This is a genomic window from Candidatus Accumulibacter sp. ACC012 (assembly GCF_907163155.1).
Lineage (GTDB): Bacteria > Pseudomonadota > Gammaproteobacteria > Burkholderiales > Rhodocyclaceae > Accumulibacter > Accumulibacter delftensis.
Window position 1 is genome coordinate 130,133 of record NZ_CAJQUC010000019.1, and the last position, 15,039, is coordinate 145,171.

General features: G+C 59.2%; 13 protein-coding genes. 2 read left to right on the top strand and 11 right to left on the bottom strand.

Going from position 1 to position 15,039, the window contains the following annotated elements:
* Nucleotides 1-90: 90 nt before the first annotated feature.
* From QZ648_RS18555 to QZ648_RS18570, 4 genes are all read right to left on the bottom strand, one after another.
* Nucleotides 91-2,961 (bottom strand): EAL domain-containing protein, encoded by a 2,871-nt coding sequence (locus tag QZ648_RS18555; protein ID WP_291997923.1) that lies wholly within the window; start codon nt 2,959-2,961, stop codon nt 91-93.
* Between the two features lie 35 nt (nt 2,962-2,996).
* Nucleotides 2,997-4,634, bottom strand: coding sequence for a radical SAM protein (locus QZ648_RS18560; protein WP_291997924.1), 1,638 nt, complete (start codon nt 4,632-4,634; stop codon nt 2,997-2,999).
* A gap of 21 nt (nt 4,635-4,655) precedes the next feature.
* Complete coding sequence (locus tag QZ648_RS18565; RefSeq protein WP_291997925.1) at nt 4,656-5,966, bottom strand: patatin-like phospholipase family protein; 1,311 nt, start codon at nt 5,964-5,966, stop codon at nt 4,656-4,658.
* A 266-nt stretch (nt 5,967-6,232) separates the two neighbouring features.
* The gene (locus QZ648_RS18570) at nt 6,233-6,385 is read right to left on the bottom strand and encodes a hypothetical protein (RefSeq protein ID WP_291997926.1); all 153 of its coding nucleotides are present in this window, start codon (nt 6,383-6,385) and stop codon (nt 6,233-6,235) included.
* Between the two features lie 1,233 nt (nt 6,386-7,618).
* Here QZ648_RS18570 and QZ648_RS18575 point away from each other — a divergent pair.
* Together QZ648_RS18575 and QZ648_RS18580 are read left to right on the top strand one after the other, a co-directional pair.
* Nucleotides 7,619-8,464 (top strand): ATP-binding protein, encoded by an 846-nt coding sequence (locus QZ648_RS18575; protein WP_291997927.1) that lies wholly within the window; start codon nt 7,619-7,621, stop codon nt 8,462-8,464.
* Between the two features lie 300 nt (nt 8,465-8,764).
* A complete protein-coding gene (locus tag QZ648_RS18580; RefSeq protein WP_291997928.1) occupies nt 8,765-10,258 on the top strand; it encodes a reverse transcriptase domain-containing protein in 1,494 nt (497 codons plus the stop codon).
* A gap of 165 nt (nt 10,259-10,423) precedes the next feature.
* Here the strand turns inward: QZ648_RS18580 and QZ648_RS18585 are convergent, their stop codons facing one another.
* From QZ648_RS18585 to pth, 7 genes are all read right to left on the bottom strand, one after another.
* The gene (locus QZ648_RS18585; RefSeq protein WP_366144188.1) at nt 10,424-10,642 is read right to left on the bottom strand and encodes a type II toxin-antitoxin system CcdA family antitoxin; all 219 of its coding nucleotides are present in this window, start codon (nt 10,640-10,642) and stop codon (nt 10,424-10,426) included.
* A 179-nt stretch (nt 10,643-10,821) separates the two neighbouring features.
* Nucleotides 10,822-11,631, bottom strand: a complete 810-nt coding sequence (locus QZ648_RS18590) for a c-type cytochrome (protein WP_291997929.1) — start codon at nt 11,629-11,631, stop codon at nt 10,822-10,824.
* A gap of 126 nt (nt 11,632-11,757) precedes the next feature.
* Nucleotides 11,758-11,928, bottom strand: a complete 171-nt coding sequence (locus QZ648_RS18595) for a transposase (protein WP_291997930.1) — start codon at nt 11,926-11,928, stop codon at nt 11,758-11,760.
* 408 nt (nt 11,929-12,336) lie between these two features.
* Nucleotides 12,337-12,744, bottom strand: coding sequence for a PIN domain-containing protein (locus QZ648_RS18600; RefSeq protein ID WP_291997931.1), 408 nt, complete (start codon nt 12,742-12,744; stop codon nt 12,337-12,339).
* Nucleotides 12,741-12,965: an AbrB/MazE/SpoVT family DNA-binding domain-containing protein gene (locus QZ648_RS18605; RefSeq protein WP_169065165.1), complete on the bottom strand. Its 225-nt coding sequence runs from the start codon at nt 12,963-12,965 to the stop codon at nt 12,741-12,743. Before QZ648_RS18605 ends, QZ648_RS18600 begins: the two co-directional genes overlap by 4 nt.
* 239 nt (nt 12,966-13,204) lie before the next feature.
* On the bottom strand, nt 13,205-14,296 hold the full coding sequence (gene ychF / locus QZ648_RS18610) for a redox-regulated ATPase YchF (protein WP_169065164.1): 1,092 nt from the start codon (nt 14,294-14,296) through the stop codon (nt 13,205-13,207).
* A 10-nt stretch (nt 14,297-14,306) separates the two neighbouring features.
* Nucleotides 14,307-14,882, bottom strand: coding sequence for an aminoacyl-tRNA hydrolase (pth, locus tag QZ648_RS18615; protein WP_169065187.1), 576 nt, complete (start codon nt 14,880-14,882; stop codon nt 14,307-14,309).
* Nucleotides 14,883-15,039 lie beyond the last annotated feature (157 nt).

Consider the following 15,039-nt stretch of genomic DNA (forward strand, 5'->3'; position numbering starts at 1 on the left):
AAAAATCCGCAACGGTCATTATTGCGGCGCGGTCGGGTGTTTATTGTTGCCTTTCGGAGCGTAATCGTTCTGCTGGCGAAGGAATCTGGCTCATTGTTCGCTGGTGTGCGAAGGCAGGGCGATGTGGCCACGACGCAGAAGCGCTTCCATCTCGTCTGCCGGCAGCGGGTAACTGAATAGGTAGCCTTGCAGTTTCGGGCATTGCGCACGCTGCAGGAAGTCGAGCTGTTCTATGGTTTCGACACCTTCGGCAATGACCTCCAGACCGAGGCTGCGGGCCATGGCGATTATCGCGGTGGTGATCCCCGCATCATCGGCATCCTGCGGCAGGCCGCGGATGAAACTGTGATCTATCTTCAGCGTGCCGATCGGGAAGCGCTTGATGTACGACAGCGATGAGTAGCCGGTGCCGAAATCGTCGATCGAGAAGTGCACCCCCATTGCGCGCAGCCGAAACAGCCCCTCGATGCGTTCGGCCTTCGGATCCATCAGAATGCTTTCCGTCAACTCCAGTTCGAGTCGGTCGGCAGAGATGCCCGTGGCGACGACGGCCGCCTCGACGCTGTCCAGGAAATCCGCTGCACCAAGCTGGCGTGCCGAGACGTTTACCGCCACCCGCGGTACCGAAACGCCACGCTGCTGCCATTCCCGCACCTGGCCGCAGGCAGTATTGAGGACCCACTCGCCGATCGGGATAATCAGGCCGCTTTCCTCGGCCACGGGGATGAACCGTGCCGGCGATACCAGGCCATGCTGCGGATGCTGCCAGCGCATCAGGGCTTCCATTCCGACGACCGTCCCATCGTCGGCGCGCACCTGCGGCTGGTAGAAGAGGCAAAATTCTCCGCGTTCGAGGCCTTTGCGAATATCGCCTTCCAGAGCCAGGTGTGTCGTTGTTCGCGTCGTCAGTGTTCGCTCATACAGCTGCCAGTTGTTTCGCCCTTGCTCCTTGGCGTAATACATCGCGGTATCCGCGTGCTTGAGCAGGGTTACGGCATCGAGGCCGTCGTCGGGGAAGAGGGCGATGCCGATGCTCGAGGTGACCGCGACCTCCTGTTCGCCGATCAGGGCCGGTTGTGCAAGCAGCGTTTGTATTCGCCGGGCGACTACGCAGGCGGTCTCGGCGCTGTCGACATCGGGCAGAACGACGGTGAACTCGTCACCGCCGAGGCGTGCGAAGTGCAGGCCGGATTCGTCCAGTGCCGGCCGCGCAATGAAGGTCCCGGCGCGCAGTTTTTCCTGCAAGCGCTCGGCGATGGTCTGCAGCAGGCAGTCACCAGCGCTGTGGCCGAGGGTGTCATTGATCCGTTTGAAGCCATCGAGATCGAGAAACAGCAGCGCCATCCGACGATTCGTGCGGCGTGCGCGCAGCAATTCGCGGTCCAGGCGTTCGAGAAAACTCTGACGGTTGGGTAGGCCCGTTAGTGTGTCGAAGTAGGCCAGGCGCTGGATTTTTTCCTCGTTGTGCTTCTGGAGGGTGATGTCGCGGACGACGATGACCACCTTGTTGGGTCCGTTCGGCGCGATTCGCGCCTCGTAGTGGTGGATGCTTCCCTCTAGCGGCAACTCGAGGAACACCGATTGCAGGTCGTCTCGTTGCAGTGCCTGGTCGACGCCCCGCTGGATGATGCTCGCGGTTTCGCTGGGCAGAACCGCGGCCACGTTCGCGCCGAGCAGTTCGCTGCCGGTGACGAAGAATCGCGTCGCGTAAGGTTGCTTGTAGTCGAGGCAGATTCCTTGCCGGTCGACGACCAGGATCAAATCAGGCGTCGCCCACATGATCGCCGCCTGTCGTTCCTCGAGTTCGTGCAATTCGCGGTGCTCGTCGCGCAGCCGGATGATCAGTGCGGCGAGCCAGAAAGCGGCTTGAAACAGGCTGCCGATCGGAAACGCGAAGGCCGCCAGGCGGCTGACTTCGACGCCGCTGCCGATGACCGAAAAAGCCTGCACCCCGCCGCCGAGCAGGGTCGCGCCCAGCCCCAGGGTGAACAGGCGGAGCGAGGCATCGCCAGTGAACACGCTCCTGACCAGCAGCACCATGGTGGCCACGGCAAGGACGAAGAGAACGGCTGCGCCGGCGCGGTAGCCGGCCGCGTGCCATGCCGAACCGAGGAAGAAGATCGCGCTGAGCAGGACGGAGCCGGCAACCGCGGCGCGAACCTTGCCACGAAGCTGCAGGAATTCGAGCGCCGCGAAGCCAATACCGAGGACCACGCCGGCCACCGAGATTGCCTGCAGGGTCGGGAAGTACTGCGGGCCAGGCCAGAACGGCACGAAAGCCGAACCGATACCGAAGTTCTGCACCAGCCAGACCTGCAGCGCGACGCAGTAAGCGGCGTAGGCCAGGGCGACGCGGCTGCCTGCGTAAGCGCCGAAGCCTACGGCGACGACAATCATCATCAGCAGGATGCCGCTGTAGGCCCCCAAGCCAACCCACAGCACGGTGTTGTCGCGCACGAAGCTGCTCTCGTTGGCGAGCATGATCCAGGGGCGGATGGCTTTGTAGTCCTGCACGATGGCCGTGATTACCGCGCCTTCTGGCAAGGCAGGAAGGCGCGCAAAGGGGAATGGGCTGACGATGTCACGGTGGCCAAACGGCAGGCCGCGACCGGAAATCGACAACCAGGGGCAAGCATTGACGTCGGTGGCGACGACAATGAAGAACTCGGCAATCGGTTCCTGCAGGTAGACGATCGGCGATCCGTTAGCCCACTGATGGCGCTCGATGGCGATCTGGAAAGCGCGCGCTGGCTTGGTAAGCGACAGGTCTGGCAAGGACAGTTTTTTACAACCCGCGCGCGGTAGCGACACCGAATCGCGCAGCTGGGTCAGCCAACGGCTCGCATCGTCCGACTGCCCGGGACCTTTTGGGGCATCCCACAAGGGCGTCAGTCCGGTCGACACGGTAGCGGCTTTCGGCGCGGTCCACTGCAGCACGAAGGCTAGCAAGATCAAAAACATCAGGCATTTGCAGAGCCGCTTGGTCATCGCACGCGTTATCCTGTCGTTTCCTGGCATGCACGCTTCCTGTCTTCGGAGATGCCGGGAAGCTGCGCGTGTTCGAGCATTGCGATCGCATTATAGGGGGGAATCGTCGTCACTTCGATCCTGGTCGCGGCTCTGCCCTGCGGCAGCAGGCTGGCGGCATCGTCAATCAGCTCAGCGTGCAGTTCGCCATCGGGGTCGGTGACGCACAGGGGCTCGAAATGCCCGCGGTAAGCTTCGGGGATCCAGATCCGGGGACGGTAGAGTGACCCCAGCGGTTCGGAGCTGGCAAGGTAGCTGCGGCAGCCGTCCCGGCCGGGCCGAATGCCGTCGCGACCATTGCTGCCGCAACGCGGGTAGCTCATGGCCCAGGCATTTCCCAGGCCGCTCAGCAGTCCCCACTTGGAGAGCGTCGTACGATAGCGGCGAAAGAACTGCCACGCGTGCGCCGCCAGCTTGCGTTTGGAAATCAGGCCCTTGTCCATGCGTGCGGCAAAAGCCACGGCTTTCTCGATGGCGTCCTCGGGGTGGCAGACGAGCGATCGCCCATCCATGTCGCGCAGCCGGACGTTGGGCAGAAACTGGCCCTCCTGGAGGCGGCGGCTGAACAGTGGCGTGCCCAGCAGCGGGATGGCAAAACCGAGGAAGCTTGGCAGGGTAATGCGCGGGTTGGCAACGATGAAGTCGGTTTCCGCGAGCAGGTCGTCGATTCTTTGCTCCACCAGATCAAAGATCAGGCCGTAGTGGAAGACCAGACCGGCCTCCAGGCAGGAGCGGATGATTTCCTCCTGCGGCAGCAGCAGATTCTGTTTTTTGTTGAAAGCGCTGATCTGCGCGCGGCTGAACGATTCGACGCCGCTAAAAAAACCGATGCAGCCCGCTGCGCGCGCCAGCGACAGGTTGTCGGCGTTGGTGAAGAAATCGGCGGTCACCAGGGCTGCCCAGCCGCCGAATTTCCTTTGCTCGTACAGCTCCTTGAGGAGGGCCATGCGCGCCTTGAAGAGGGCGCGCGGGCCACCGAAAAAGTTTTGATCGAGGAACATGACGCATTGACGGTAGCCAAGGACCTCGATCTGCCGGCGCACATCGTCCAGGTCGTAGCTCATGAATTCGCGGCCTTCCGCGGTCATGGAGCAAAAGTTGCAGTGGAAGTTGCAGTTGCGCGAGGCCTCCGCGTAGCCGATGATGCGACTTCCGGGTAACAGATCATGGCGCGGGATGGGTATCTCGGCGGCGTGCCCGGGGCCAAAGACTGCATCGACCAGCGCGACCACCTGCTCGACATCGTCACTGCAGACGTAATCGAAATAGCGGCGGCTGAGCTTCGGCAGCATTCGCGCCAAGGGACCACCCATGGCGACGACAATGCCCGGATTGACCGTTCGGGCGTAGGCCGTGACCTGCTTCATGCGGTCGAAGGCCGGGTTGAGGCCGGTCAATACCAACAACTCGGCCCATTGCAGGGCGCCAAGATCCTCGAAAGGACCGCTGCGAAACTCGCAGGCGAGGCGAATGTCGACGCGGGCGGGATCGAGCATTCCGGCCAGCATCGCCGGCGCGATGGACTGCGGCATGATCCACGGGGTGCCGCGCGCGCTGCGGTGGTTGTCGGAATAGCAGTTGAGAATCAGGATTCGTGGATTGGGCATGCCGGGCTCGGTCCGCTGTCGTCAAGCCGACAGCGCGGTCCAGGCGGATTTGGCGTTGCTATACCAGCGATGGCCAATTTCACAAAGGTGATCCGTAGTCGGCAAGGGGGGCGAAGGCGAGTCTGGAGCCGGTGACGCCCAGATGCCGCAACCCCGGATAGGCTGATTGTGCCATTCATCCCGCAACCATCCCTCGCCTAGCCGCTTGATCAAGTCGACGTCCTCTTGTCGGCGTGAAGCAATATCCATTTCGGAGATGCGGCGAAACTCTTCGACCGTCCAGCCGGCGGGAACGCTCCACTGGCCCGTCGCTGGATCGATAACCGGCTGAATCACCGGATTCATGCGCACAATTGCGGTGTCGGTAAAGGGGCAACAGGAGACGTCGGTCGGCAAGCCGCCGTCGAGCATGAGGTGGGCAATGAAAGTGTGCGCATCCGGAGGATCGGCGATGATCGTCTTGCCCACCTTGACCAACTCCGGCAGGAAGCCGGTGCTGGCGCGCGACCGGCACAGTTCATCCGGGATCCCGTCGGTGCCGCATTCGGGCAGAAAAACCGTGCTTGTGCCCAGCGACAGCACGCCGATATCGCGACGCGGCACGCCCATGGCGATGGCTTCGACAACGCCTGCCAGCACCGGATTGTTGTAGCCGGTCATGGCGCCGTCCCAAAAGCGGCAACCGTCGAATTCCGCGGGTTTGTCGAACCAGTTGATCGGTGCCGTACTCGAGGCATGCGCCGCTTCCGCCAGCGTCGCGCGCTGCTGCCGATGCGGGAAACTGGCCGCCGGGCTGCTGACGTCGCTACGCATCATGCGCGCCCGGTCGCGGTCGAAGTCGTAAGTCACAAAAAGAAAGGACATGGGTCTGCCCGGTTCGTCGCGCTGTTCCCGCAGGGAAGCGATACTGTCATTGAGAATGCCGTGCAGGTTCTGCAGCGATGTGCTGCCCATGACGGGCAGGATGCGGTGCAGGAAGGCCAGCTTGCCGTCGGTAGAAAAGCGATAACCAACCGGGCTCGAGGGTGAAAAAACGCCGGTCATCAACTGCAATAGACTCCGGTACCAGGGCAGGCGCCCAAAAAGTGCGTGGCGATTGACCGGATTGTCGAACAACTCGAAGATTTGGCGTGGCGAGTAACCCTCGATCAATGCCGCAGCGACGATCGCCCCGCCCGAGCACGCCGACACCAGATCGAAATGGCTGAGCACCTGATGCCCATCCTCGCCCGGGAAAAGATCATCGAGCACCTTCGCCTGAATCAAGGCAAAGGTACCGCCACCATCGAGCGATAAGATGCGGAAGGGCTTTTTGCCGGACCTGGCTTCCATCGGCAAGGCGTCTGTCGGCGAGGCTTCCAAAGTGGTACCGAGCTTCCTTTTTCTTGTTTTGCGATTTCAAGCAAATGATATTATGCGGCAAACTGCCCCGGATGGGTTGGGTACGGGCTCGTTTGACTGGGTTCACGCTTGCCGGGTCGCGTTGAGGCAGGGGGCGCGGATGCCCCTGGCAGGATGTCCGGGGCCAGGCGCAGGCTGGGCGGCCAGGGGAACTCATGCCGCTGCGGCTGGCAGGCATTCCACAGTGGTCGTGGCCGTCAGGTCATCGGGTCTTTTGCTGAAGGGCTGGCGCCGTTTGCGTTCGCCAGCTTGCTGACCAGCTTTTCGTAGCCGTTCACCCCGGCCCGGCGGTAGATGTCCTGCACATAGTCGCGCACCGTGTGCGGCGAGAGCGCCAGGATTTCGGCCATCCTGTTCCAGGCCAATGATCCTGCTCTATCGGTCGCACTTGCCGTCCGAAAACGAGGCAGTCGATGAGCCCGGCAGCGGCTTGTCACGAATCTCCCTTCTCGTCCAGGCTGGAAAGGCAGCGACTGAAGCTCATCGCTCAGCGCCACAGGCGTAAGCTTTCGGGACTCAACTTCATGACGCAGAGAGTCAGCGGTGAGGCTCAAAGACTCAACTTCATGACGCAGAGAGTCAGCGGTGAGGCTCAAAGACTCAACTTCATGACGCAGAGAGTCAGCGGTGAGGCTCAAAGACTCAACTTCATGACTCAGAGAGTCAGCGGTGAGGCTCAGAGGCTCAACTTCATTCCTCCGCGAGTCGGTAAGGCTCGTCGAACTGTTGCCACAAAGACTCCAAGGCATACGCGCCGGCTGACGTCAGCCTTGCCGAACCGCTGGGGGTTCCGCTGGGGGTTCAGTTGACGGGCTTGCTGGCCTTACGTCGCTGGCCATTGCGCCTGGTTGTCGACTCGCGCACAGCGTCAAGGTCCGCGCCCTGGCCGGTTAGCCTTGGCCAGGTCAAAGAACCGTTGCACGACAAACGTCCGGCATGCTGCTGCGCTCATTCCGAAGACTGCTTGAACGGCTGCTTTCGGTCGGAACAGCGAATGCGTACAATCGGCCAGGAAGAGACGTAGAGGCGGCGAAGAATCGTCAGGCGCGAACGTCGGCTAACTGATCCGGAACCCGCCGCCCGGCTCTAAACGTTGTCGGGCCAGTTCTCGGTCTATGCCGTCGGTCGCGAGAAACGCGTGCAGTTCACCTCCGTTCGCTATTCAGATAGGTGGCCAAACAGGTACTATCGTTGGGGAGGAGTAGAAATAGGCCGAGCGCAGAGCCGGCGTTCGTCTTTTCGCCACGTTTGATGTAATAGCATTTACCCATTAGTAACACCACATTTTTGTGTCGGCGCTGGAGTTCCAGCGAATACTATCTCTCAGTAAGTACATCCTTTTCCAAAAAGGTGCCTCTGCAATCGTGACAATACGTATAGCAGTGCCTAGGTCGCTAGATTTACCTTCGGCGCTTAGTTTTTCGTTTTTCTTAGCCAAGGCAGAGCAAGCCGACGAGTTCCTATTCGACTTTTCCCAGACTCGGCATCTAGAACCATTCCCAATGTTGTTGGTCTCGAGCGAGATCCGACGCCTCGCAAACAGGTTTCCCGGAACCAAAACGTCTTGCACCAATTTTAGGCACATGACGTATGCTGGGCATATGGGGTTCTTTCAGGCATTCGGGCTCGACTTCGGAAAAGCGCCTGGAGAAGCAAATGGGAGCAGACGCTACCTTCCTCTCAAGCTATTTCGTTGCGAACAACTGATTCAAAGCGCCGTGAGGAAAGGTGTTGAAGTCGGCAATGAGCTTGAAGGCGAAAGTCAGCACATGGCAGAAATGCTCTGCGGCAGTGATAGCGGTGCAGTATTTGAAACCTTGTCCTACTCGGTTCGAGAAATGATGCGTAATGTGGTCGAACATAGTAAAGCCACTCAATTTGGCATATGTGCACAGTTTTGGCCAAGCATGAATAGAGTTGAAGTTGCAATACTTGATCGGGGGATTGGCTTACGGAAAAGCCTGGAAAATAACCCTCATATTGACGCGTCCAATGACAAACGGGCAATCAACTACGCGCTAATGCCTGCCGTTTCTGGTAAGGCGTTCAAGGGAGCGCGAAGAAGGCAACGTGGCCCCTGGGCGAACTCTGGGTTTGGATTGTACATGACCAGCCGAATCTGCAGGAACGGAGGAACATTCTTTGTAGCCAGTGGCGATACGGGAATGCTTCTGACAAAGAAGTCCGAAGCAAAGCGCTATTTCGACTGCATCTTCGGCGGCACAGCGATTCGAATGGTCGTTCGTACAGACCAACTCGCTGACTTGAAGGATGCCTTGGAGGTGTACAGGAATGAGGGCTATCTGATACAAAACAGATACAAGGAAATTGTAAGCATTGATCCGTCATCAGCTTCTCTGATGCTTTCCCAAGACTTTGATCTATCGGTTTGGGACAGGATCCTGGCAAAGCTAAAGGGCACGCGATGAGGAAGCGCGGCGCAGCTGCCGAACGGACCTCTCGCGGCGAGACTATTCGCGCGCCTAGCGCCGACGTTAGATGTCTTCGCACTCCTCGCGTTGCAGTTGACATGCTTGCCCATGATAAGGCATCGTGGAACAACTTCCTCAGGGGAAGAACGGAGCACCTCTATTCAGCGGCCGAGTGCTGCGACATTGGGGGTGCGGGCTCAAATCTGCGCCAACCAGATGGCAACTTACTTTTACTAGGTTTGCTCCGTGGAGGGCCCAAGACTCTGTCTTGGGCCTTTTGTTTTCGGTGACATGGCAATGAACATAGAAGATTATCTAACGGATAGAATAACTAATGAATGTGCGAAGCTGATACGCCGCCATCATGCCTATCACAATCAGACACATGCGGATTATGAACGCAACAAGAGGCGAATTGTTGGCGCTCCTCCGAAACAGATTCAGGTCCCGGAGTACTGGAAAGTCGATCGAAAATTCAACCCTTTCTATGTTAGGTCGAAAGCAAAAGCTATTGCTAAAGCGATAGCGAGGAAGATTGATGCAGGGACGTACACTCCAAACGATCCGTACCGGCGCCTAATTCCCAAAGCGGGTGGTGGGCAACGAGAACTAACCATCTATCAGATTCCAGACGCTGCCGTATCACGCTACTTCTATAGTCGCTTACTAGAAAAAAATAGGCATAGGTTCAGTTCCTTCTCATACGCCTATCGGAATGACCGAAACGTTCACTTTGCGATTCAAGATATTACAGTCGATCTATCTCAAGATGCCCGAACATTTATTGCTGAATTCGATTTTTCTGACTTCTTTGGCTCTATTGATCACAAGTACTTGTTTGCTCAGTTCAAGGCAAATGGCTTCTTAATAAGCGACGAAGAAGAGCGTGTGATATGTGCTTTTCTGAGCAAAAGAGAAAAGGGAATCCCACAGGGAACTTCTATCTCCCTTTTTCTCGCAAATCTGGTGTGCTGGAAACTCGACAAAGCGCTGGAGAAAGCCGGCTTAAAATTCGCCCGCTACGCCGATGATACGGTCATTTGGAGTCCAGACTACGCGTCCATATGCAGATCGTTTGTTATTATGGATAATTTTTCGCGAGAAGCAGGAGTGCCGATAAATGCACGGAAGTCTGATGGCATTAGCCTTCTCGCGCGGGAGGGCCTTCCGACAGAGATTACGTCCAAACAGGAATTTGGTTTTCTTGGCTATTCGATCGGGGTTTCGCGAGTTTCCATCCGAGACAAAGCTGAGAAGAGGATAAAGAAACAAGTCTCGTACTTGCTTTACAAGAACCTTATCCAACCAATTAAGACAAAGCCGCTGCGCGGCCTTGTTATACCTGCGAACAACCGAGACAAATCTCTATTGACCGCAATGCTGCAGATCCGGCGTTATCTGTATGGAGGGCTCCTCCACAGAGATATTGTCCAGTACATAAAAGGACGGCGACGAACGCTCCACTTTAAGGGTGTAATGAGTTTCTACCCGTTGCTCAACGACGAGGCTCAGCTGCGCCGCCTGGACGGATGGTTGCTGTCTGTCATTCACCGGTCTATTCAACTTCGGGCTCGCCTGCTGCTTTCTCACAATTTTGATAGGCGTAGCTCTTTCCCATTTTCCGTAAAACGGGAAAAGATCGTGCAACAGTACCGTCGGCGCCGTATTGGAGGAAAACCATTGTTAGAGGTTCCGAGCTTCACTCTAATCTACAAGGCGCTGCAGCGCGGATTGAAGGAGTCCGGTATTGAGCGAGTGATGCACCCAGCATCCGTCAAGTACGATTACTGAGATTTCTAGTCAAGGGTTACTCTTCACCGAGCGGCCGCTTGAGGATCAATAAGCAGACGTGGTGCTTGCAAACGTCATCAGGCTGCTTAGGGTCGAAAGGGTGAGTAGCGTTGGTCAGGATGCGGTCATCCGGTTTCGGAGTGCGGCGCACGGCGAACTGAGTCATCAGAAGGTCCGCAGCCCGCCGCTGAACACGCCATGCTGCTCGACGTGATCGTTGTACGTCGCGATTGCTGTCCGCTTCTTCTCCGCCAGCCATTGCTTGTGCTGCCGCTGCTTGCGGGCTTCGCGTACGGTCTGTGTTGATGTCCATTTCCCTGGCCTTGTGCAGCAGGTCCGCGTTGGCGCGGGGATTTGCCGCCTTTTTGGGCGCTTGGCTGTCATCGGCGGCGTGCATGGCGGGCGTGCTGTTCGTGTTCATGTGCACCGTCTATTCGCATCTCGCTACGCGAGGGTGGCAACAGTGCCTGAGTTTCAGCCGGGTAAGCGGAGCTTCCCCCCCCGACGGGCCGGGCGACACTTGCAGGCGCGCAGAACAGCGCTTGATCGCCTGCCGGTGCGCGCTAGCCTCCCTGCTTGTGGCGAGCCATATGCCGCAGATAGGCGATCACCTCGTCGATTTCCTCGGGGGTCAGCTCTGTTGGCGGCATTCTTGCGCGGGCGCGGAACTGGTTTGGATCGTGCAGCCACTGACGCAGGAAGTTGGTACTGCGGTATTCAGTGATGTTCTTCGGAATGTTCAACTCGGGGCCGACTTCGCCTCCCTGCAGGTTGACCGAGTGGCATTTCAGGCATTGCTCGCGAAAGATGGTGAAGCCCCTGGCGACTGCGCTGTTCGCGGATACTCCCGTGGGAAGGACCAGAGGGAACTTGCTGGCGAAGGAGACGGCTTCGATGCGGTGCATCTGAAATGGCCAGGAAAACACCTTCGAGTCCGAGGTGTTGGCGCTGACGACGATGAATGGCGCCGGATTGGTCATCGTCTTGCCGGTGGGGATGAGCGACCACTGGCCCGGGACTCCGTCTTCGCCGTACGCGAGTCGGAGGTCGAGTTTCGCAACATTGGCCACGGCGGTGCTGCTCTGGTAGCCGTCCAGGCAATGGAAAACCAGATCTTCGGCGTTGCTCGCACCCATCAGCTTGAGAACATCGGCGAGCGAAAACGTGAGGTAGCTCACCGGTCGCCCCAGATCCGGATTGATGACCTCGATCTCGCGTGTTTCCAGACTGTCACGCAACTCGTCGAGGCTGAGACTGTGACTGCCGCGCTCACTGTCGACGGTCAGCGTGGGATTGGCGGATTGCGCGAAGAGCGATGAACTGATCAGGAGGATCGCGAGGGCGAAAATAGATCGAGTAAGGAATGCGTTCATGGAGATCCCTGTGTCGTTTCGCTTGGGAAGACTCTATGGTACGGCAAAGTGCTTGCACCCTGCGGGTTCGGGCCGGATGGCGTACCATTCACGACGCCCCTACCGCGATCCGCCTGCTTCCGTTTCTTAAGCCTTGTCGCGACCGGGCGTCGCAAACAGCAAGCGCGGTTCATCAAGATCATAAAAAACAGGGACGTACGTCTGGCCGCGCTTTCGGGCGGTCTCATCGACGCCGATAGCGCGAACGCCGGCAAGACGCTCGCGGGCGCGCGCCTGGCGCACGTGATGGTCGATCACCCGCCACAGTCTGCGACTGCATTCGCCCAGCAGTCGAGCGGCCGCCAAGACCGACGATATCGTCGGTGGCAACGCAAGCGTCAACGCCTCGCACAACAGCGTGAAGCGGCTTCCCTCGCGCGCCTAGGGCGCGGGAATCTGCGTCACACTTTCCGGCAACCGGCACAGGCCACTCGCTTGTACTGGTATCTGCTCGACCCGGTTCTTGGCTGGATGCACCTGCGCATCCAGGCTTGGGCGCCGTACGAAATTCTCCAACTCAGGCCAGGAACGAGACCATCTCCTCTCGCTACCGCGGCCCGAGAGCAAGGTTTCATTGGACGAAGCGTGGGTCGCTGGACCGGCCGCCGTCGTTCGGTGTGCCAGGGTCGGCCCGACGAAGCGCACTTTGCCTGTCTTGCTCGGGAACTACTTTTCTTTCAATGGCAGCAGTTCCTGGCGTACCGGCACCACCTTGAACTCCGGATCCTTGTGGATCAACACGGCTCCTTGCTCGATCGCCGATGCGGCAATCCAGGCATCCGCGACCGATAGGGGGCAAGTTGCCTTGATCGCGGCGGCTTTTTTCAGCAAGTCCGGCGTTTCATGCATCCAGACAACGGGAAGCGCCAGACACTGTTCATAGGCCAGGCGGCCGGCAGCCTCGCCTTCGTCGCGCCAGACGCGATACAACACTTCCATCAGCGACATGAACGAGCCGAAACATTGCACTGTCCTCGCTTGTGCCTGTTCGAGCAAGTCCGCCACCCGGGCTGCGCCCGGCTCGTCGTCTCGCAAGGTCAGGAGCGCGGAGGTGTCAAGCAAATACGTAATCATTCGCCGACCAGTTCTTCTTTGCGATCCTGCAGTAGGCGCTGTGTGCTTCCGCCTTTGCCTTGGCCGCGAAAAGCCGCGATCGGGTTTGCCCGTACCGGCACAACTCGAATTCCCTGTGAATCCACGACCCACTCTAGGCGATCGCTCGGGCTCAAGTGAAACTGCCGCCGAATCTCGGCTGGAACCACCGTTTGTCCGCGTTCGGTAATGGTGCTTCTCATGCTCGTTCCTCGGCAAAGTCACTCCGTGAATTGTAAGAGTCCGTCATCGGTAATTCAATCGTTCCCGAGGACCATTTCCTCCCTGGCGGAGCAGAGTGGAAGACATGCTCCTGTTGATGGCTAAAGCGCGGTTGCCGATGCCGCTGCCGTTCGCGAAGCGTTGATCGAAGCGTCGAGCGCTCACTCAATCGCCAACGCTTTGATCGTCCGCTGACGGTCGGCGAAATCCAGAGTTCTGCTTAGACGTTGAACAGGAAGTTCAGCACATCGCCGTCCTTGACCACATATTCCTTGCCTTCGGCGCGCATCTTGCCGGCTTCCTTGGCGCCCTGTTCGCCCTTGTAGGCGATGAAGTCGGCCAGGGCGATGGTCTGGGCGCGGATGAAGCCTCGTTCGAAGTCGGTGTGGATGACGCCGGCGGCCTGCGGGGCGGTATCGCCGACGTGAATGGTCCAGGCGCGGACTTCCTTGACGCCGGCGGTGAAGTAGGTCTGCAGGCCAAGCAGCTGGTAGCCGGCGCGGATCAGGCGATTCAGGCCGGGTTCTTCGAGGCCGAGGTCGGCGAGGAAGTCCTGTTTGTCTGCGTCGTCGAGATCGGCGAGTTCGGCCTCGATCTTGGCGCAGAGGGCGACCACCGGCGCGCCTTCCCTGGCCGCATGGCCGCGCAGGCTATCAAGATAGGGGTTGTTCTCGAAACCGTCTTCAAGGACATTGCCGACGTACATCATCGGCTTGATGGTCAGCAGGCAGAGTGGTTTGAGGACGGTTTTTTCGTCCTCGGAAAGTGACAGCGTGCGTGCCGGATGGCCTTCGTTGAGGTGTGGCAGCAGGCGTTCGAGGACGCCGACCAGTTGTTGCGCTTCCTTGTCGCCGGAGCGGGCTTTCTTGCTCTCGCGGTTGAGCGTACGTTCGACGGCGGCCAGATCGGCGAGCGCCAGTTCGGTCATGATCGTTTCGATGTCCGAGAGCGGGTCGACGCGGCCCGAGACATGCACGACATTTTCGTCATCGAAGCAGCGTACGACATTGACGATGGCGTCGGTCTCGCGGATGTTGGCCAGGAACTGGTTGCCCAGGCCTTCGCCTTTCGAGGCCCCGGCGACCAGCCCGGCGATGTCGACAAATTCGACGATCGCTGGCTGTACACGCTGTGGCTTGACGATGGCGGTCAGCTGTGCGAGGCGCGGATCGGGGACTTCGACGATGCCGACGTTGGGCTCGATGGTGCAGAAAGGGTAGTTCTCGGCGGCGATTCCCGCTTTGGTGAGGGCATTGAATAGGGTTGATTTGCCGACGTTGGGCAGGCCGACGATACCGCATTTGAGGCTCATGCTCGGATTCCTATGGTGAGACGGTCTTGACGTGCAGCTGGCGTTGCGCGGCCGCGTAGTCGCCAGCGGCGAGATCGGGCCAGGCCAGCAGGCAGCGGTCGAGGGCGCGGTCGATCAGTTCCTGTTCTTCGCGTCGGGGGGCCTTGAGGACATAGTTGATGACTTCGGCACGCTCGCCGGGATGGCCGATTCCCAGGCGCAGGCGCCAGAAGTCCGGCGTCGCCAGGCGCGCCTGAATGTCTTTCAGGCCATTGTGCCCGCCGTTGCCGCCGCCCTGCTTGAGGCGGATGCTACCCGGTTCGAGGTCGAGGTCGTCATGGACGACCAGGGTTTCGTCGGCGGCGATCTTGTAGAAGCGCGCCAGCGCAGCGACCGCCTGGCCGGAGAGATTCATGAAGGTCAACGGTTGCAACAGCCACAGTTCGTCGCGGCGAGCGACTCGGCCGAGGAATTTCCCCTGCGGCGTCAGCGGCGACTGCAGGCGAACGGACAACTGGTCGATAAACCAGAAGCCGACATTGTGCCGGTTGTCTTCGTATTGGCCGCCGGGGTTGCCGAGGCCGACAATCAGGCGGGGTGGGGGCATGACATCGATGGCACCGTCAATGTGAAAGTCGCAGACGCGACTCACGAAATTTCCGTCTCCCTTCGCGGAAGAATGGCCGGGAAAGAGGGAGGACGGAGATGACTTTCATGACCCGGGTGTCAGGTTATGACCGCAAAAAGAAAAGGCCGCCGAGGGC